This is a genomic window from Ideonella oryzae (assembly GCF_024055665.1).
GTDB lineage: Bacteria > Pseudomonadota > Gammaproteobacteria > Burkholderiales > Burkholderiaceae_C > Ideonella > Ideonella oryzae.
Window position 1 is genome coordinate 94,280 of the sequence record NZ_JAMXMC010000001.1, and the last position, 14,584, is coordinate 108,863.

The following is a 14,584-nucleotide window of genomic DNA, read 5'->3' on the forward strand; positions in this document are numbered from 1 at the left end:
GGCGGGATGCGGGGAAGGCTCAGGCCGCGTCCAGCACCTGCTGGATGACCGGGGCGGCGCAGCGGCGCCCTGCCCGCTCTGCGCCCAGCGCGGCACGCTGGTCCTCGCGCGGGGCGGTCTGCAGGGCCTGGCGCAGGGCGGCGGCCAGGTCACCCTCCCACAGGCCCTGGATGCCGCCCATGGCCACGTAGTTGGCCACGCCGGGGGCGAACACCGGGTTGCTCTGCGACAGGGCCTGCAGCCGCTCCTCGGCAATCTTGGTCACGCGGGCCATGGCGGGCAGGCGCATGACGCGGATCTCGGCGGCCGGCAGGGCGTAGCAGGCGTCGGCCATCAGCCCAGTGGCCAGAAAGCCGCCGGACAGGGCCTGGTCGTACACCAGGGCGATGACGCGGTGGCCGCGGCGGCGGGCCTGGTCCACGCAGGCGGCCAGGTGGGCCATGGCGCGGTTGATGCCCAGCAGCTCGTCGTGGCGGCGCAGCTGCTGGCCCTGGGTGTCCACCAGCAGCAGCAGCGGGCGGCCGGGGTGCTGGGCCATCAGGTCCAGCACGGCACGGGCCTGGCGCAGGGCCAGCTCCACGCCGATGGGCGCATGGTCGATGGTGCCGATGACGGCCATGGGTTGGCCGTCGAAGGAGACGGTGCCGGTGATCAGGGCGCCTTCGGCCTGCAGGCCGTGGTCCGGCCCGAACAGGGCAGTGGCAAGCTCGTTCCAGTGCATCACGGGGTCTCCGGCAAGGCGGGGCGCAGCGGCCGCAGGGCGGCCACTTCCAGGTCGGGCACGCTGGCGGGTTCGGGCACGCCCAGGCGTTGCCACAGCTCGCGGGCGTCGTCGCAGCCCTGGGCCTGGCGCTGGCGTTCGGCCAACAGGGTGTGCTCGGCCTCCAGGGCGGCCAGGTCCAGGGGGCGCGGGCGGTCCAGCCAGTCCAGCGCGGCCTGGCGGAAGGCGGCCACGTCGTCGTCCACCAGCGCGTCGGCGTCGCCCAGCAGGTAGCGGTGCTTGCCGCCGGTGGTGCGCCACACCAGGGCGCGGTCGCGGGCGTCGAATTCCTCCACACCGTGCGAGGCCTCGATGACCTCCGGACCGGACATGGCCAGGCGGCCCACGTCGCTGATGATGACGCGGTCGGCGCAGCGCGCCACCAGGCCCATGCCACCGAAGCAGCCGTTGGCCCCGCCGATGAGCACCAGCACCGGCACGCCGGTGGCGCGCAGGTCGAACACGGCGCGCATCACTTCAGAGACACCGATCAGGCCGGCATTGGCCTCGTGCAGGCGCACGCCGCCCGATTCGGCCAGCAGCAGCACGGCGCGCGGCCGCTCGCGCTGGGCGCGGCGCAGCAGGCCCACCAGCTTGGCGCCGTGCACCTCGCCCACGCCGCCGCCCATGAAGGCGCCTTCCTGCGCGGCCACGAACACGTCCTGCCCGGCCAGCCGGCCGCGGCCGATGGCCACGCCATCGTCAAAGGACGAGGGCACGCCCAGCTGGGCCAGGTGCGGGCTGGTGATGCGGGCCTGGGGCGGCAGCCATTCGTGAAAGCTGCCGGCATCGAGCAGCGCGGCCAGGCGTTCGCGGGCGCTGCATTCGCTGTAGCTGAGGTTCATGGCTGGCGACTCCTCCATTCGGCCACCGCCTGGTCCAGGCGCAGGCTGACCACGGCCGGTGTGGCCCCCATGTCGTTCACGCTCACCCGCACGCCGGCCAGGCCGTGGCGGCGGTGAAAGTCCGCCACCACAGCGTCCCAGATGGGGCGGAAGCCCCGGGCGGAGGTCTCCACGCGCACCTCGCAGCCGGTGCCGGGCAGAGGCTCGAGCATCACCTCCAGATTGCCCGAGCCCACCACGCCCACCAGCACCGGGGCGAAGTCGCCCACGGGCAGCTGGCCGGGCAGCTGCCATTGCATTGATTCGAGTCCGATGTCCATGGCCGGTCCTCACCAGTTGCGGAAGCGGGTCGGCGGGCGGTAGAGCCCGCCGGAGGCCCGCACCAGGTCGCGCACGCTGCGCGCGGCCAGCAGGTTGCGCGTGGCGTCGCGCGGGTCCACGCCCAGGTCGGCCGGGCGCTGGATGATGCCGCGGTCGCGCAGGTTCTCCACCATGCGGGCGTCGCGCGCCAGGCCCACCGGGGTGTAGCCGGCCACGCCGCGGATGGCCTGCTCGCGCTCCTCGTCGGTGCGGCACAGCAGCAGGTTGGCCAGGCCTTCCTCGGTCAGCACATGGGTCACGTCCTCGCCGTAGATCATGATGGGCGGCAGGTCCATGCCGGCCTGCTCGGCCAGGCGCCAGGCGTCCAGGTGCTCGACGAAGGCGGGCTGCATGTGCTCGCGGAAGGTCTCCACCATCTGCACCACCAGCTTCTGGCCGCGTGGCGTGCCGCGGGCGCCGGGCAGGCCCTGGCGGGCCTGCTCGCCGGCCTTGAGCCAGGCCGGACTGGCGTGGCGGCGGCCGCGGGCGTCGGCCCCCATGTTGGGTGCGCCGCCAAAGCCGGCAATGCGCCCGGCGGTGGCGGTGGAGCTGTTGCCCGCCAGGTCCATCTGCAGGGTCGAGCCAATGAAGAGGTCGCAGGCGTAATGGCCGGCGGCCTGGCAGAAGGCGCGGTGGCTGCGCAGCGAGCCGTCGGGGCCGGTGAAGAACACGTCCGGGCGGGCGCGGATGTAGTCCTCCATGCCCAGCTCGGAGCCAAAGGAATGGATGGACTGCACCCAGCCGGCCTCGATGGCGGGGATGAGCGCCGGGTGCGGGTTGAGCGCCCAGTGCTGGCAGATCTTGCCCTTGAGGCCCAGCGACTCGGCGTAGGTGGGCAGCAGCAGCTCGATGGCTGCGGTGTCAAAGCCGATGCCGTGGTTCAGGCGCTGCACGCCGTACTCGGCGTAGATGCCCTTGATGGCCATCATGGCCATGAGCACCTGCACCTCGCTGATCTGCGCCGGGTCGCGGGTGAACAGCGGCTCGATCACATTGGGCTTGGGCGCCTGGACGATGAAGTCCACCCAGCCGGCCGGCACGTCGACGCGGGGCACCGTGTCCACCCATTCGTTGACCTGGGCGATGACGATGCCGCCGCTGAAGGCCGTGGCCTCGACGATGGCCGGTGTGTCCTCGGTGTTGGGGCCGGTGAAGAGGTTGCCCTGCGCATCGGCCGAGTGCGCGGCGATCAGCGAGACCTGGGGCGTGAGGTCGATGAAGTAGCGGGAGAACAGCTCCAGGTAGGTGTGGATGGCGCCGATCTGCAGCTGCCCGCGCGAGAGCAGGCCGGCCAGGCGCAGGGCCTGCGGGCCGGAGAAGGAGAAGTCCAGCTTGCGGGCGATGCCGCGCTCGAACACGTCCAGGTGCTCGGGCAGGGCCAGCACCGACTGCACCATGTGCAGGTCGTGCACGCGCTGCGGGTCCACCTGGGTCAGGCAACGGGCCAGGAAGTCGGCCTGCTTCTGGTTGTTGCCTTCCAGGCAGACGCGGTCCTCGGGTTCGAGCACCGCTTCGAGCAGGGCCACCAGCTGGCCGGCCTCGACCCGCTTGCCGCGGGCCAGGGCGCTGGCGCGTTCGAGCCGGCGCTGCCGCCGGGCGGCCCGCTGCGACCAGGCGCCGGGGGAGACGGGGGCGTTCATCAAAGCCACCTTTCGTGTGAGGGGCCGCTCACTGCGCACCGGGCATGGCGCCCATGATGGCGTCAGGCAGCGCGGTGGAGATGGACGGGAACAGGCAGATCAGCAGCACCGACAGCAGCATCAGGCCGACGAAGGGCATGACCCCCCAGATGATGTCGCGCAGCGGAATGTCCGGGGCGATGTTCTTGATGACGAAGAGGTTCAGGCCCACCGGCGGGTGGATCAGGCCGGTCTCCATCACGATGGTCATCAGCACGCCGAACCAGATCAGGTCGAAGCCCGCGGCCTTGAGCGGCGGCAGCACGATGGGCGCGAGCATCAGGATGATGCTGACCGGCGGCAGGAAGAAGCCCAGCACGATGACCAGCAGCAGCACCAGGGCCAGCAGCACCCACTTGGAGAAGTTCATCGCGACGATCCAGGCCGCCGTCTCCTGGCTGATGTGCAGGTAGCTCATCACGTAGGAGAACAGCAGGGACATGCCGATGATGAACATCAGCATGGTCGATTCCTTGAGCGTGGCCGCCAGGATGGGGGTGATGTCGCGCAGGCGCCAGACGCGGTACACGACGGCGATGAGCGCCAGGGCCAGGATGGCGCCCAGGCCGGCCGTCTCCGACGGGGTGGCGATGCCGCCGTAGAGCGCCACCATCACGCCGATGAGCAGCACGACGAAGGGCACCACGCGGGGCAGCATCTCCAGCTTCTCGCGCAGGGTGAAGTGGTCGTGGTTGAGCAGGGCCGAAGGCACGCCGTTGGCGTCCCATTCCTTCTGGGCCTGGCGGTATTCGCGCTGGTAGTTGAAGACCGCGTAGGTGGCAAAGAGGCCCACCAGCAGCAGGCCCGGGCCCACGCCGGCCAGGAAGAGCCGGCCCAGCGACTGCTCCGCCGCCACCGCGTAGAGGATCATCGTGATGGAGGGCGGCAGCAGGATGCCCAGCGTGCCGCCGGCGGCGATGATGCCGGCCGCGAAGCCCGGCGAGTAGCCGCGCTTGCGCATCTCCGGGATGCCGCTGGAGCCAATGGCCGAGCAGGTGGCCGGGCTGGAGCCGGCCATGGCGGCGAACAGCGCGCAGGCGAACACATTGGCGATGCCCAGGCCGCCGGGCAGCTTGTTCATCCACACATGCAGGGCGGCGTACAGATCCTGCCCCGCGCGGGATTTGCCGATGGCCGCGCCCTTGAGGATGAACAGCGGAATGGACAGCAGCGTGATGCTGGCCATCTCCTCGTAGACGTTCTGGGCCACCGTGTCCAGGGCCGATTCCGGCATGAAGCCGACCATGAAGATCACGCCGACGCTGCCCAGCGCGAAGGCGATGGGTGCACCGGAGAACATGATCAGGAGCGTGACCGCTCCGAACAGCAGACCGAGGGCAAGCATGCTCATGCTGCCACCTCCTTCACCGCAGGATCGCGCGCCGGACGGCACGCATTGGCGCTGGCCACCACCTGCAGCAGCAGCTGCAGCACCAGCAGGGACATGCCCAGGGACATCAGGCTGTAGGGAATCCACAGCGGCGGCGCCCAGGACGAGGAGGTGGTCTGGCCATCCACCCAGGCCTCGTGGCACAGGGACCAGGACTTCCAGGCGAAGAAGGCGCAGAAGCCCAGGCACATCAGGTCCACCAGCAGCTGCCGCAGCCGGTTGGCCCAGGACGGCAGCAGGGTGGCGAAGGCCTCGATGCCCACATGCCCGCGCAGCGACTGCAGGAAGGCGCCGCACAGGAAGGTGGCGCCCACCAGGCAGAACACCGCGGCCTCGTCCTGCCAGTCGGTGGAGGCCTGCAGGAAGTAGCGCGAGAGCACGCTGGAGGTGAGGATCAGCGCGGCGGCGAGGAGGGCCACCATGCCCAGGCCGAGCATGGTGCGGTTGACCCAGAGCATGGCCCGCCCCACCGGGCGCAGCCAGCCCGGCAGGTGGGGGTCGAGGCTGGCGGACACGCCGCCGGAGGAAGGGGCGCCGCTCATGTCACAGCAGCTTCTGGGCCGCGGCCAGCAGGCCGGCGCAGGACTCGTTGCGCTCGCCGAAGTCCTTCCAGGCGGTGTCGCGGGCGATGGCCTGCCACTTGGCCACGGTGGGGCCGTCCAGGTCGAAGACCTTGGCGCCGGCCTTGGCGTAGACATCGGCGGCGCGGCGGTCGTCGGCCTGGGCTTCCTGGCGGGCAAAGGTCTCCATCTCGGCGCCCAGGGCCATCAGCGCGTCCTGCTGGGGCTTGGTCAGGCGGCCGAAGACCTCCTTGGAAATCATCAGCGGCTCCAGCATGAACCAGTAGGCCTTGTTGCGGCCGGTGGTCAGGAACTTGGCGATCTCCTCCAGCTTGAAGGACAGGAAGCTGGTGGAGGAGGTCATGGCTGCCTCCATCGCACCGGTCTGCATGGCGGCGTAGATCTCGTTGGAAGGCAGCGAGATGACCGAGGCCCCGGCCTGCTTGAGCATCATGTCCATCTCGCGGCTGCCGCCGCGCACCTTCAGGCCCTTGGCGTCCTCGGGCGTCACCAGCGGGCGGGTGCGGCAGGCCACGCCGCCGGCCTGCCAGATCCAGCTGACGATGATCACGCCCTTGTCGTCCAGCACCTTGGCCAGGCGCTTGCCCACCTCGGCGGTCTTCCAGGCCGCGCCCTGCTCGTAGCTGGGCACCAGGGCCGGCATCAGGCCGATGTTGGTCTCGGGCACCTCGCCGCCGGCATAGGACAGGGGCACCAGGCTCATGTCCAGCGCGCCCTTGCGCAGGGCCGAGAACTGGGCATTGGTCTTCATCAGCGACGAGCCGGGATAGACCGAGGCCTTCAGGGCACCCTGGGTGCGCTTTTCCAGCTCGGCGGCGAACTTGCGGCACAGGCGGTCGCGGAAGTCGCCCTCGGTCAGGCTGCCGCCCGGGAACTGGTGGGAGATCTTCAGGCCGCCGCTCTGGGCCAGCGTGGCGCCGGTGGCGCCCAGCAGGGCCGTGCTGCCTGCGGCCTGCAAGAGGCTGCGTCGTGTGAAGTTCATGAGGCTGTCTCCGGTTGGGCGGGGGCGGCCAGCCAAGCTGAAGTCGCCTCCATGTATGCATGAGAGGCTTCAATGTATAAACAAACTTCAATTTGGCATTCAAGGATTACCCGAATGGCCCGGGCTTCCGGGGCGGGTGCACTATGCTTCGCATTCGGCACCTCATTTCCCCGCTCACCATGTCCTCGCCCCAACGCCTGTCCGAACAACTCCGCGAAGCCATCGAAGAGGAAGTGGCGACCGGGCGCCTGAAGCCCGGCACCCACCTGGACGAGCAGGAACTGGCCGAGCGCTTCGGCGTCTCGCGCACCCCCATCCGCGAGACGCTGAGCCTGCTGGCCGGCGAAGGGCTGGTGGAGATCCGGCCGCGGCGCGGCGCGGTGGTGGCCACGCTCTCACCCCAGCGCCTGGTGGAGATGTTCGAGGTGATGGCCGAGCTGGAGGCCATGTGCGCCCGCCTGGCCGCCCGCCGGGCCAAGGACAGCGAGCTGGGCCGCCTGCAGGACCTGCACACCCGCTGCGCCCAGGCCGCCCAGGCCCAGGACCCGGACGCCTACTTCTACGCCAACGAAGACTTCCACCAGGCGATCTACGCCGCCTCGCACAACGACTACCTGACCGAGCAGGCCAGCGCGCTGCAGCGCAAGCTGCGCCCCTACCGTCGGCTGCAGCTGCGGGTGCGCAACCGCATGCAGCGCTCGCTGCAGGAACATGCCGCGGTGCTGGAATCCATCCGCGCGGCCGAGCCCGAGCAGGCCGCACTGCAGCTGCGCAACCATGTGGTGGTGCAGGGCGACCGCTTCGCCGACCTGCTGGCCGAGATGCGGCAGGTCGAGGAAAGCCCGGTCAGCCCCTAGCTTCTAGCCCCTGACCCGGCGGCCGCGGACGGCGGGGCTCAGAGCAGCTCGCGCCGCAGCTGGTGGGCCGGCGTGAGGTAGCGGCCCACCGCCAGGCGCAGGAAGATCCAGGCCCCGATGCCGGTGGCCATGGCCAGCATCAGCACCACCATGATCTGGTAGCGCACGGCCACCAGCGGCGAGGTGCCCGCCAGGATCTGGCCGGTCATCATGCCCGGCAGCTGCACCAGGCCCACGGTCATCATGCCGTTGATGGTGGGCGTCATGGCCGCGCGCAGCGCGCTGCGCACCAGAGGCTGCACCGCCTGCGGGCCCGAGAAGCCCAGCACCAGGCGGGTTTCCACCTCGCCGGCGCGCAGGCGCAGGTCGCTCTGCAGGCGGTCGGCGGCCAGGGCCACGCTGCTCATCACATTGCCCAGGATCATGCCGGCCAGCGGGATGATGTACTGTGGCTCGTACCAGGGGTGCACCTGCACCACCACGCCGATGACATAGCCCAGCGTCAGCACGGTGGACAGGGTGAGCGCCACACCGGCCATGCCCTGGGCCCGCGGCAGCGGCGTCTTGAGCCGGCCCACGGCGGCGCGGGTGGCCACCGCCGTCATGGCCAGCAGGATGAGCACCACCCAGTACCAATGCGCCGCGGCGAACACGCCGGCCAGGATCAAGCCCACGCCGTAGAGCTGCACCACGGTGCGCAGCGCGCCCACCACCAGGTCGCGCTCCAGCCCCAGGGCCTGGCGGATGGACAGGGCCACCAGCACGGCCACGAAACCCAGCACCCCGGCCAGCTGCCAGAGCGAGAGTTCGATCACGCCACCGCCGCTCATGCCGGGCGGCCCTCCGTCGGTTCGACCACACCGGCCAGGAAGGCGCGCAGACCGCTGTCGGCCTGGGCGTCGGAGGCATCCAGCACCGAGACCGGCGCATAGGCCTTCACCCGCCCCTTGACCAGGTACAGCACCCAGCCGCCCAGGGCCCGCACGAACTCGGGCTGGTGGCTCACCGCCACCACCGTCATGCCGCGGGCGCGGCACAGGCGGGTCAGCACCTCCACCACGCGGGCGGTGTTGGGCGGGTCCAGCGCCGAGGTGGGCTCGTCCAGCAGCAGCACCTGCGGGTCGCCCAGCAGGGCGCGGGCGATGGTCACACGCTGCTTCTCGCCGCCGGAGAGCTGGGCGGCGTCGCGGTCCAGCAGGGTCGCATCCAGCCCCACCTCCTGCAGCACCGCGGCCAGGCGCGACTCGCCCAGGTCCAGCGCGTGGCCGGGCGGACGCAGGCACAGGTTGTCGCGCACCGTGCCTTCGAACAGCACCGGCGTCTGCATGACCATGGCGGCGCGGCGGCGCAACTGGCGCGGGTCCAGCTGGCAAATGTCCTCGCCGCCCAGGCGGATGGCGCCGCGGCCGGGCTCGGCCAGGCGGTTGAAGCAGCGCAGCAGGGTGGACTTGCCCGAGCCGGAGGGGCCGACCAGGGTCAGCACGCCGCCGGGCTCGACCTGGCAGCAGATGTCCTGCAGCACCTCGGTGGCGGGGCGGCCACCGGCCGCTGGCTGGGTGACCGAGAGGTGATCGACCTCGATCAGCGCGGGGCCGGACGCGGCGCTTCTCATCGTGACTCCCGTTCCGGCTCGCCCTGCTCGCGCCGGCGGTAGGCCCCGGGCGGCAGACCGGTCCAGCGGCGGAAGGCGCGGTGGAAGGCGCTGGCGTCGTGGAAGCCCAGCTCCAGCGCCAGTTCGTCGACGCTGGCCTGGCTGCTGACCAGGCGGTCGATGGCCAGGTCGCTGCGCAGCCGGTCCTTGAGTTGCTGGTAGCTGGTGCCCTCGGCCTCCAGCCGGCGGCGCAGCGTGGTGGGGTTGGTGCCCAGCTCGGTGGCCAGCTCTTCCAGCAGCGGCCAGTGGGTTTCGCCGGCCTGGATGGAGGCCTGGCGCAGCCGGCGGCGCAGGCGCGCGGTCCAGCTGTCGTCGTTCTTGTAACGCAGGAAGACCGACTGCGGCGCGGTGGCCAGGAAGGACTGCAGCGTCTCGGCGCTCTGCACGATGGGCGCGCGCAGCAGTTCGGCGTCGAAGCGGATGGCGGTCAGCGGCTGCTCGAAGCACAGGTGCTCGCAGAACATGCGGGTGTACTCAGCGGCATGGTCGGGCCGCGGGTGGGTGAAGCTCACCTCGTCCAGCACGAAGCGCCGCCCGATCAGCCAGCACAGCAGACCGTGGGTGAGCACCAGAAAGGTCTCGTCGGCGAAGCGGCGGTCGGCCGCGTCGGCGATGCGGTTGTGCAGGCGCAGCTCGGCCCGCGGGCCCTGCACCACCAGTTCGCCCGCCACCTCGTCCAGAAAGACCGCAAAACCGCGCAGGATGCGCTTGATGGCGCGCTCCATCGTCGTGCAGGAGATGACGGCCTGGCACATCAGGGCATAGCTGCCCACCTTCATGCCGCGGCGGTCCAGACCGAAGAACTCATCGTCCAGCGCCCGACCCACCGCCAGCCACAGGGCCGAGAAGGCCGAGGCCGGCACCCGCGCATGGGCCATGCCCAGCCACTCGGCCGGGATGCCGGCGGCGGCCAGGGCCTGCAGCTGGGCCGCCGCCGGCAGCTTGGCCACCGCCGCACGGACGAAGTACATCGAGACCGTGTCCTTCTCGATGGGTGCCCCCTCGTCCATGCCGTCCTGCGTCGTCATCGGTCGGGATTATCGCCGCCGCCCCCCAGCCCCCCCGGGGGCGCCCACCAGACGGTCAAGGGGCGGCACCTGTCCAAAAACACCACCTGCCTGACGGGTGAGGTCATGGCGCCGGGGCGGCCAGCTGCCTACAGTCGGCTTTCCAAGGAGACAAAACCATGAGCGAGCTGACCGCCGAGTTCAAGGCCCTGGCCAACTACCGCCCGCAGCACAAGGTGCGTTTCGTCACCGCGGCGTCGCTGTTCGATGGCCATGACGCGTCCATCAACATCATGCGGCGCATCCTGCAGGGCATGGGCGCCGAGGTGATCCACCTGGGCCACAACCGCTCGGTGGAAGAGATCGTCACCGCCGCGCTGCAGGAGGACGCCCAGGGCATCGCCCTCAGCTCCTACCAGGGCGGCCATGTCGAGTACTTCAAGTACGCGGTGGACCTGCTCAAGGCCCAGGGCGGCGCGCACATCCAGGTCTTCGGCGGCGGCGGCGGCGTGATCGTGCCGGCCGAGATCCGAGAGCTGCAGGCCTATGGCGTGGCCCGCATCTACAGCCCCGAGGACGGCCAGCGCATGGGCCTGCAGGGCATGATCGGCGAGATGGTGATGCGCTGCGACCGGGAGCTGTCCTCCCTGGCCCCGCGCTCGCTGGACGCCATCACCGGCCACGGCCCGGCCGCCTGGCGCGCCCTGGCCCAGCTCATCACCGCGCTGGAAAACCACCAGGCCGACGCGGCCCTGGTGGCCGAGCTGCACCAGCGCGCCGGCCAGCTCAAGACGCCCGTGCTGGGCATCACCGGCACCGGCGGCGCCGGCAAGTCCAGCCTGACAGACGAGCTGGTGCGCCGCTTCCGCCTGGACCAGGACGACGCGCTGCGCATCGCCGTCATCAGCATCGACCCCTCGCGCCGCAAGAGCGGTGGCGCCCTGCTGGGCGACCGCATCCGCATGAACGCGATCGGCCCCTGGTCGCAAGGCCCGCGCGTCTACATGCGTTCGCTGGCCACCCGCGACACCGGCAGCGAGATCTCCGCGGCCCTGCCCGACGTGCTGGCCGCCACCAAACTGGCCGGTTTTGATCTGATCATCGTCGAAACATCCGGCATCGGCCAGGGTGACGCCGCCATCGTGCCGCATGTGAGCGTGCCGATGTACGTCATGACGCCCGAGTTCGGCGCCGCCAGCCAGCTCGAGAAGATCGACATGCTGGACTTCGCCGAGTTCGTGGCGATCAACAAGTTCGACCGCAAGGGCGCGCTGGACGCGCTGCGCGACGTGGCCAAGCAGGTGCAGCGCAACCGCGAGGCCTTCACCGAGTCGACCGATGCCATGCCGGTCTTCGGCACCATGGCCAGCCGCTTCAACGACGATGGCGTGACCGCGCTGTACCAGGCGCTCAAGACCCGCCTGGCCGGCCTGGGCCTGCCGGTGAGCGAGGGCCGCCTGCCCCGCGTGGCCACCCGCCACAGCACCCACCAGGTGCCCATCGTGCCGCCGGCCCGCACCCGCTACCTGGCCGAGATCGCCGGCGGCGTGCGGGGCTACAAGCAGACCGCGCGTGACCAGGCCCGCCTGGCCCGCGAGGTGCAGCAGCTGCGGGCCGCCCGCCAGATGCTGCTGGCCGGCGCCCCCGAAGCCACCGACGCCGACCGCCTGGCCACCCTGGCCGAGGCCCGCGAAGCCCGTCTGCAGCCCGAGGCACGCCAGTTGCTGGCCCAGTGGCCGGACATGCAGAAGGCCTATGCCGGCGCCGAGTACGTGGTGAAGATCCGCGACAAGGAGATCCGCACCGCGCTGACCCACACCACGCTGTCGGGCAACACCATCCGCAAGGTCGCCCTGCCCGGCTACGAGGACCATGGCGAGCTGCTGAAGTGGCTGATGCTGGAGAACGTGCCCGGCAGCTACCCCTACACCGCCGGCACCTTCGCCTTCAAGCGCGAGGGCGAGGACCCGACCCGCATGTTCGCCGGCGAGGGCGACGCCTTCCGCACCAACCGGCGCTTCAAGCTGGTCAGCGAGGGCATGCCGGCGCACCGCCTGTCCACCGCCTTCGACTCGGTCACCCTCTACGGCAACGACCCGGACCTGCGGCCCGACATCTACGGCAAGATCGGCAACTCCGGCGTCAGCATCGCCACGCTGGAGGACATGAAGGTGCTGTACGACGGCTTCGACCTGTGCTGCCCGACCACCTCGGTGTCGATGACCATCAACGGCCCGGCGCCCACCATCCTGGCGATGTTCATGAACACCGCCATCGACCAGCAGCTGGCCAAGTTCCGCGCCGACAACGGCCGCGAGCCCACGCCCACCGAAGCCGAGAAGATCCGCGAATGGGTGCTGGCCAATGTGCGCGGCACCGTGCAGGCCGACATCCTGAAGGAAGACCAGGGCCAGAACACCTGCATCTTCTCGACCGAGTTCAGCCTGAAGGTGATGGGTGACATCGCCGAGTACTTCGTGCACCACGACGTGCGCAACTTCTACTCGGTGTCCATCAGCGGCTACCACATCGCCGAAGCCGGGGCCAACCCGATCAGCCAGCTGGCCTTCACGCTGGCCAACGGCTTCACCTATGTCGAGGCCTACCTCGCCCGCGGCATGCACATCGACGACTTCGCGCCCAACCTGAGCTTCTTCTTCAGCAACGGCATGGACCCGGAGTACACCGTGCTGGGCCGCGTCGCCCGCCGCATCTGGGCGGTGGCGATGAAGGAAAAGTACGGCGCCAACGAGCGCAGCCAGAAGCTCAAGTACCACATCCAGACCAGCGGCCGCAGCCTGCACGCGCAGGAGATCCAGTTCAACGACATCCGCACCACGCTGCAGGCCCTGATCGCCATCTACGACAACTGCAACTCGCTGCACACCAACGCCTTCGACGAGGCCATCACCACCCCGACCGAGGACAGCGTGCGCCGCGCCATGGCCATCCAGCTGATCATCAACCGCGAGTGGGGCCTGGCCAAGAACGAGAACCCCAGCCAGGGCGCCTTCATCATCGACGAGCTGACCGAGCTGGTGGAAGAGGCGGTGCTGGCCGAGTTCGAGAAGATCGCCGAGCGTGGCGGCGTGCTGGGCGCCATGGAGACGGGCTACCAGCGCAGCAAGATCCAGGAAGAGAGCATGCACTACGAGATGCTCAAGCACACCGGCGAGTACCCCATCATCGGCGTCAACACCTTCCGCAACCCCAAGGGGGACCCGGTGCCGGAACACATCGAACTGGCCCGCTCCACCGAGGAAGAAAAGCAATCCCAGCTGCAGCGCCTGGCCGACTTCCATGCCCGCCACGCCGACGAGGCCCCGGCCCTGCTGGCGCGGCTGCAGCAGGCGGTGATGGACAACACCAACGTCTTCAGCGTGCTGATGGATGCGGTGCGCTGCTGCTCGCTGGGCCAGATCACCTCGGCGCTGTTCGAGGTCGGAGGACAGTACCGGCGCAGCATGTAACACGGCGGGCATGAGCCCGGCGCATCATCACCACGGTTGTTGGCATCGGGGCGCTCTGGCGCCCCGCCCCCGTTTCCAGACTTTCCCTTTCCACGATTTCCATTCAGGAGGAATTTCGACATGAGCATCCAGCACATTGGCGTGATCGGCGCCGGCACCATGGGCAACGGCATTGCGCAGGCCTGCGCGGTCGCGGGCGTGCCCGTCACCATGGTGGACATCTCGGACGCGGCCGTGCAGCACGGCATCGCCACCATCACCAAGAGCCTGGACCGGCTGATCAAGAAGGAGAAGCTGACCGAGGCCCAGCGCGATGCCGCCCTGGCCCTGATCAAGGGCAGCACCAGTTACGACGACCTCAAGGGCGCCGATCTGGTGATCGAGGCCGCCACCGAGAACCTGGAGCTCAAGCTGCGCATCCTGCGCCAGGTCGAAAGCCTGGTGGGTGAGAGCACCGTCATCGCCTCCAACACCTCGTCCATCTCCATCACGCAGATGGCCGCCGTGCTGGCCAAGCCCGAGCGCGCCATCGGCCTGCACTTCTTCAACCCGGTGCCGATGATGGCCCTGGTGGAGGTGATCCGCGGCCTGCAGACCAATGACGCCACCCACGCCCTGGCCGTGGCCTTTGCCGAGAAGCTGGGCAAGACCCCGATCACCGTGAAGAACCAGCCGGGTTTCGTGGTCAACCGCATCCTGTGCCCGATGATCAACGAGGCCATCTTCGTGCTGGCCGAAGGCGCGGCCAGCGCCGAGGACATCGACACCGGCATGAAGCTGGGCTGCAACCACCCCATCGGCCCCTTGGCCCTGGCCGACATGATCGGCCTGGACACCATGCTGGCCGTGATGAACGTCTTCTACGACGGCTTCAACGACCCGAAGTACCGCCCGGCCCCGCTGCTCAAGGAAATGGTGGCCGCCGGCCGCCTGGGCCGCAAGACCGGCCGCGGCTTCTACAGCTACGAGTGAGCCGTTCGCCCATCCGGCCGCACCCGCTTT

Annotated in this window: 13 protein-coding genes; 3 read left to right on the top strand and 10 right to left on the bottom strand. The window is 69.9% G+C overall.

The annotated features are described in order from the left end of the window. Window positions 1–19: 19 nt before the first annotated feature. Genes mdcE through dctP form a run of 7 tightly spaced genes read right to left on the bottom strand, consistent with a single transcriptional unit; the run spans window position 20 to window position 6,597 of the window. Window positions 20–721, bottom strand: coding sequence for a biotin-independent malonate decarboxylase subunit gamma (gene mdcE / locus M0L44_RS00480; RefSeq protein ID WP_252767650.1), 702 nt, complete (start codon window positions 719–721; stop codon window positions 20–22). After that, entirely contained in the window at window positions 721–1,605 is an 885-nt protein-coding gene (locus M0L44_RS00485; RefSeq protein ID WP_252767651.1) for a biotin-independent malonate decarboxylase subunit beta, read from the bottom strand. The genes mdcE and M0L44_RS00485 overlap by 1 nt, the downstream gene beginning before the upstream one ends. Next, window positions 1,602–1,925 carry a malonate decarboxylase acyl carrier protein gene (gene mdcC, locus M0L44_RS00490; RefSeq protein ID WP_252767652.1) on the bottom strand — a complete coding sequence of 108 codons (324 nt, stop codon included), beginning with the start codon at window positions 1,923–1,925 and terminating at the stop codon, window positions 1,602–1,604. The genes M0L44_RS00485 and mdcC overlap by 4 nt, the downstream gene beginning before the upstream one ends. Before the next feature lie 9 nt (window positions 1,926–1,934). Next, window positions 1,935–3,605: a malonate decarboxylase subunit alpha gene (mdcA, locus tag M0L44_RS00495; RefSeq protein WP_252767653.1), complete on the bottom strand. Its 1,671-nt coding sequence runs from the start codon at window positions 3,603–3,605 to the stop codon at window positions 1,935–1,937. A 28-nt stretch (window positions 3,606–3,633) separates the two neighbouring features. Continuing rightward, window positions 3,634–4,995 carry a TRAP transporter large permease gene (locus M0L44_RS00500; RefSeq protein ID WP_252767654.1) on the bottom strand — a complete coding sequence of 454 codons (1,362 nt, stop codon included), beginning with the start codon at window positions 4,993–4,995 and terminating at the stop codon, window positions 3,634–3,636. Continuing rightward, entirely contained in the window at window positions 4,992–5,576 is a 585-nt protein-coding gene (locus tag M0L44_RS00505) for a TRAP transporter small permease (protein ID WP_435526372.1), read from the bottom strand. Before M0L44_RS00505 ends, M0L44_RS00500 begins: the two co-directional genes overlap by 4 nt. A gap of 1 nt (window position 5,577) precedes the next feature. Then, a complete protein-coding gene (gene dctP, locus M0L44_RS00510) occupies window positions 5,578–6,597 on the bottom strand; it encodes a TRAP transporter substrate-binding protein DctP (RefSeq protein ID WP_252767655.1) in 1,020 nt (339 codons plus the stop codon). A gap of 179 nt (window positions 6,598–6,776) precedes the next feature. On the opposite strand from dctP, the gene M0L44_RS00515 reads away from it, so the two are divergent. After that, entirely contained in the window at window positions 6,777–7,454 is a 678-nt protein-coding gene (locus tag M0L44_RS00515; RefSeq protein WP_252767656.1) for a GntR family transcriptional regulator, read from the top strand. Between the two features lie 38 nt (window positions 7,455–7,492). On the opposite strand, the gene M0L44_RS00520 is transcribed toward M0L44_RS00515, so the two are convergent. The 3 genes from M0L44_RS00520 to M0L44_RS00530 are packed head-to-tail and all read right to left on the bottom strand — an operon-like array spanning window position 7,493 to window position 10,133. Continuing rightward, window positions 7,493–8,284, bottom strand: coding sequence for an ABC transporter permease (locus tag M0L44_RS00520; protein ID WP_252767657.1), 792 nt, complete (start codon window positions 8,282–8,284; stop codon window positions 7,493–7,495). After that, entirely contained in the window at window positions 8,281–9,066 is a 786-nt protein-coding gene (locus M0L44_RS00525) for an ABC transporter ATP-binding protein (RefSeq protein ID WP_252767658.1), read from the bottom strand. Before M0L44_RS00525 ends, M0L44_RS00520 begins: the two co-directional genes overlap by 4 nt. Then, window positions 9,063–10,133 carry an AraC family transcriptional regulator gene (locus M0L44_RS00530; protein WP_252767659.1) on the bottom strand — a complete coding sequence of 357 codons (1,071 nt, stop codon included), beginning with the start codon at window positions 10,131–10,133 and terminating at the stop codon, window positions 9,063–9,065. The genes M0L44_RS00525 and M0L44_RS00530 overlap by 4 nt, the downstream gene beginning before the upstream one ends. A 158-nt stretch (window positions 10,134–10,291) precedes the next feature. Between M0L44_RS00530 and icmF the strand changes: the two genes are divergently transcribed. Together icmF and M0L44_RS00540 are read left to right on the top strand one after the other, a co-directional pair. Then, window positions 10,292–13,582 (top strand): fused isobutyryl-CoA mutase/GTPase IcmF, encoded by a 3,291-nt coding sequence (gene icmF / locus M0L44_RS00535; RefSeq protein WP_252767660.1) that lies wholly within the window; start codon window positions 10,292–10,294, stop codon window positions 13,580–13,582. A 120-nt stretch (window positions 13,583–13,702) separates the two neighbouring features. Continuing rightward, window positions 13,703–14,554 carry a 3-hydroxybutyryl-CoA dehydrogenase gene (locus M0L44_RS00540; protein WP_252767661.1) on the top strand — a complete coding sequence of 284 codons (852 nt, stop codon included), beginning with the start codon at window positions 13,703–13,705 and terminating at the stop codon, window positions 14,552–14,554. Window positions 14,555–14,584: the final 30 nt, after the last annotated feature.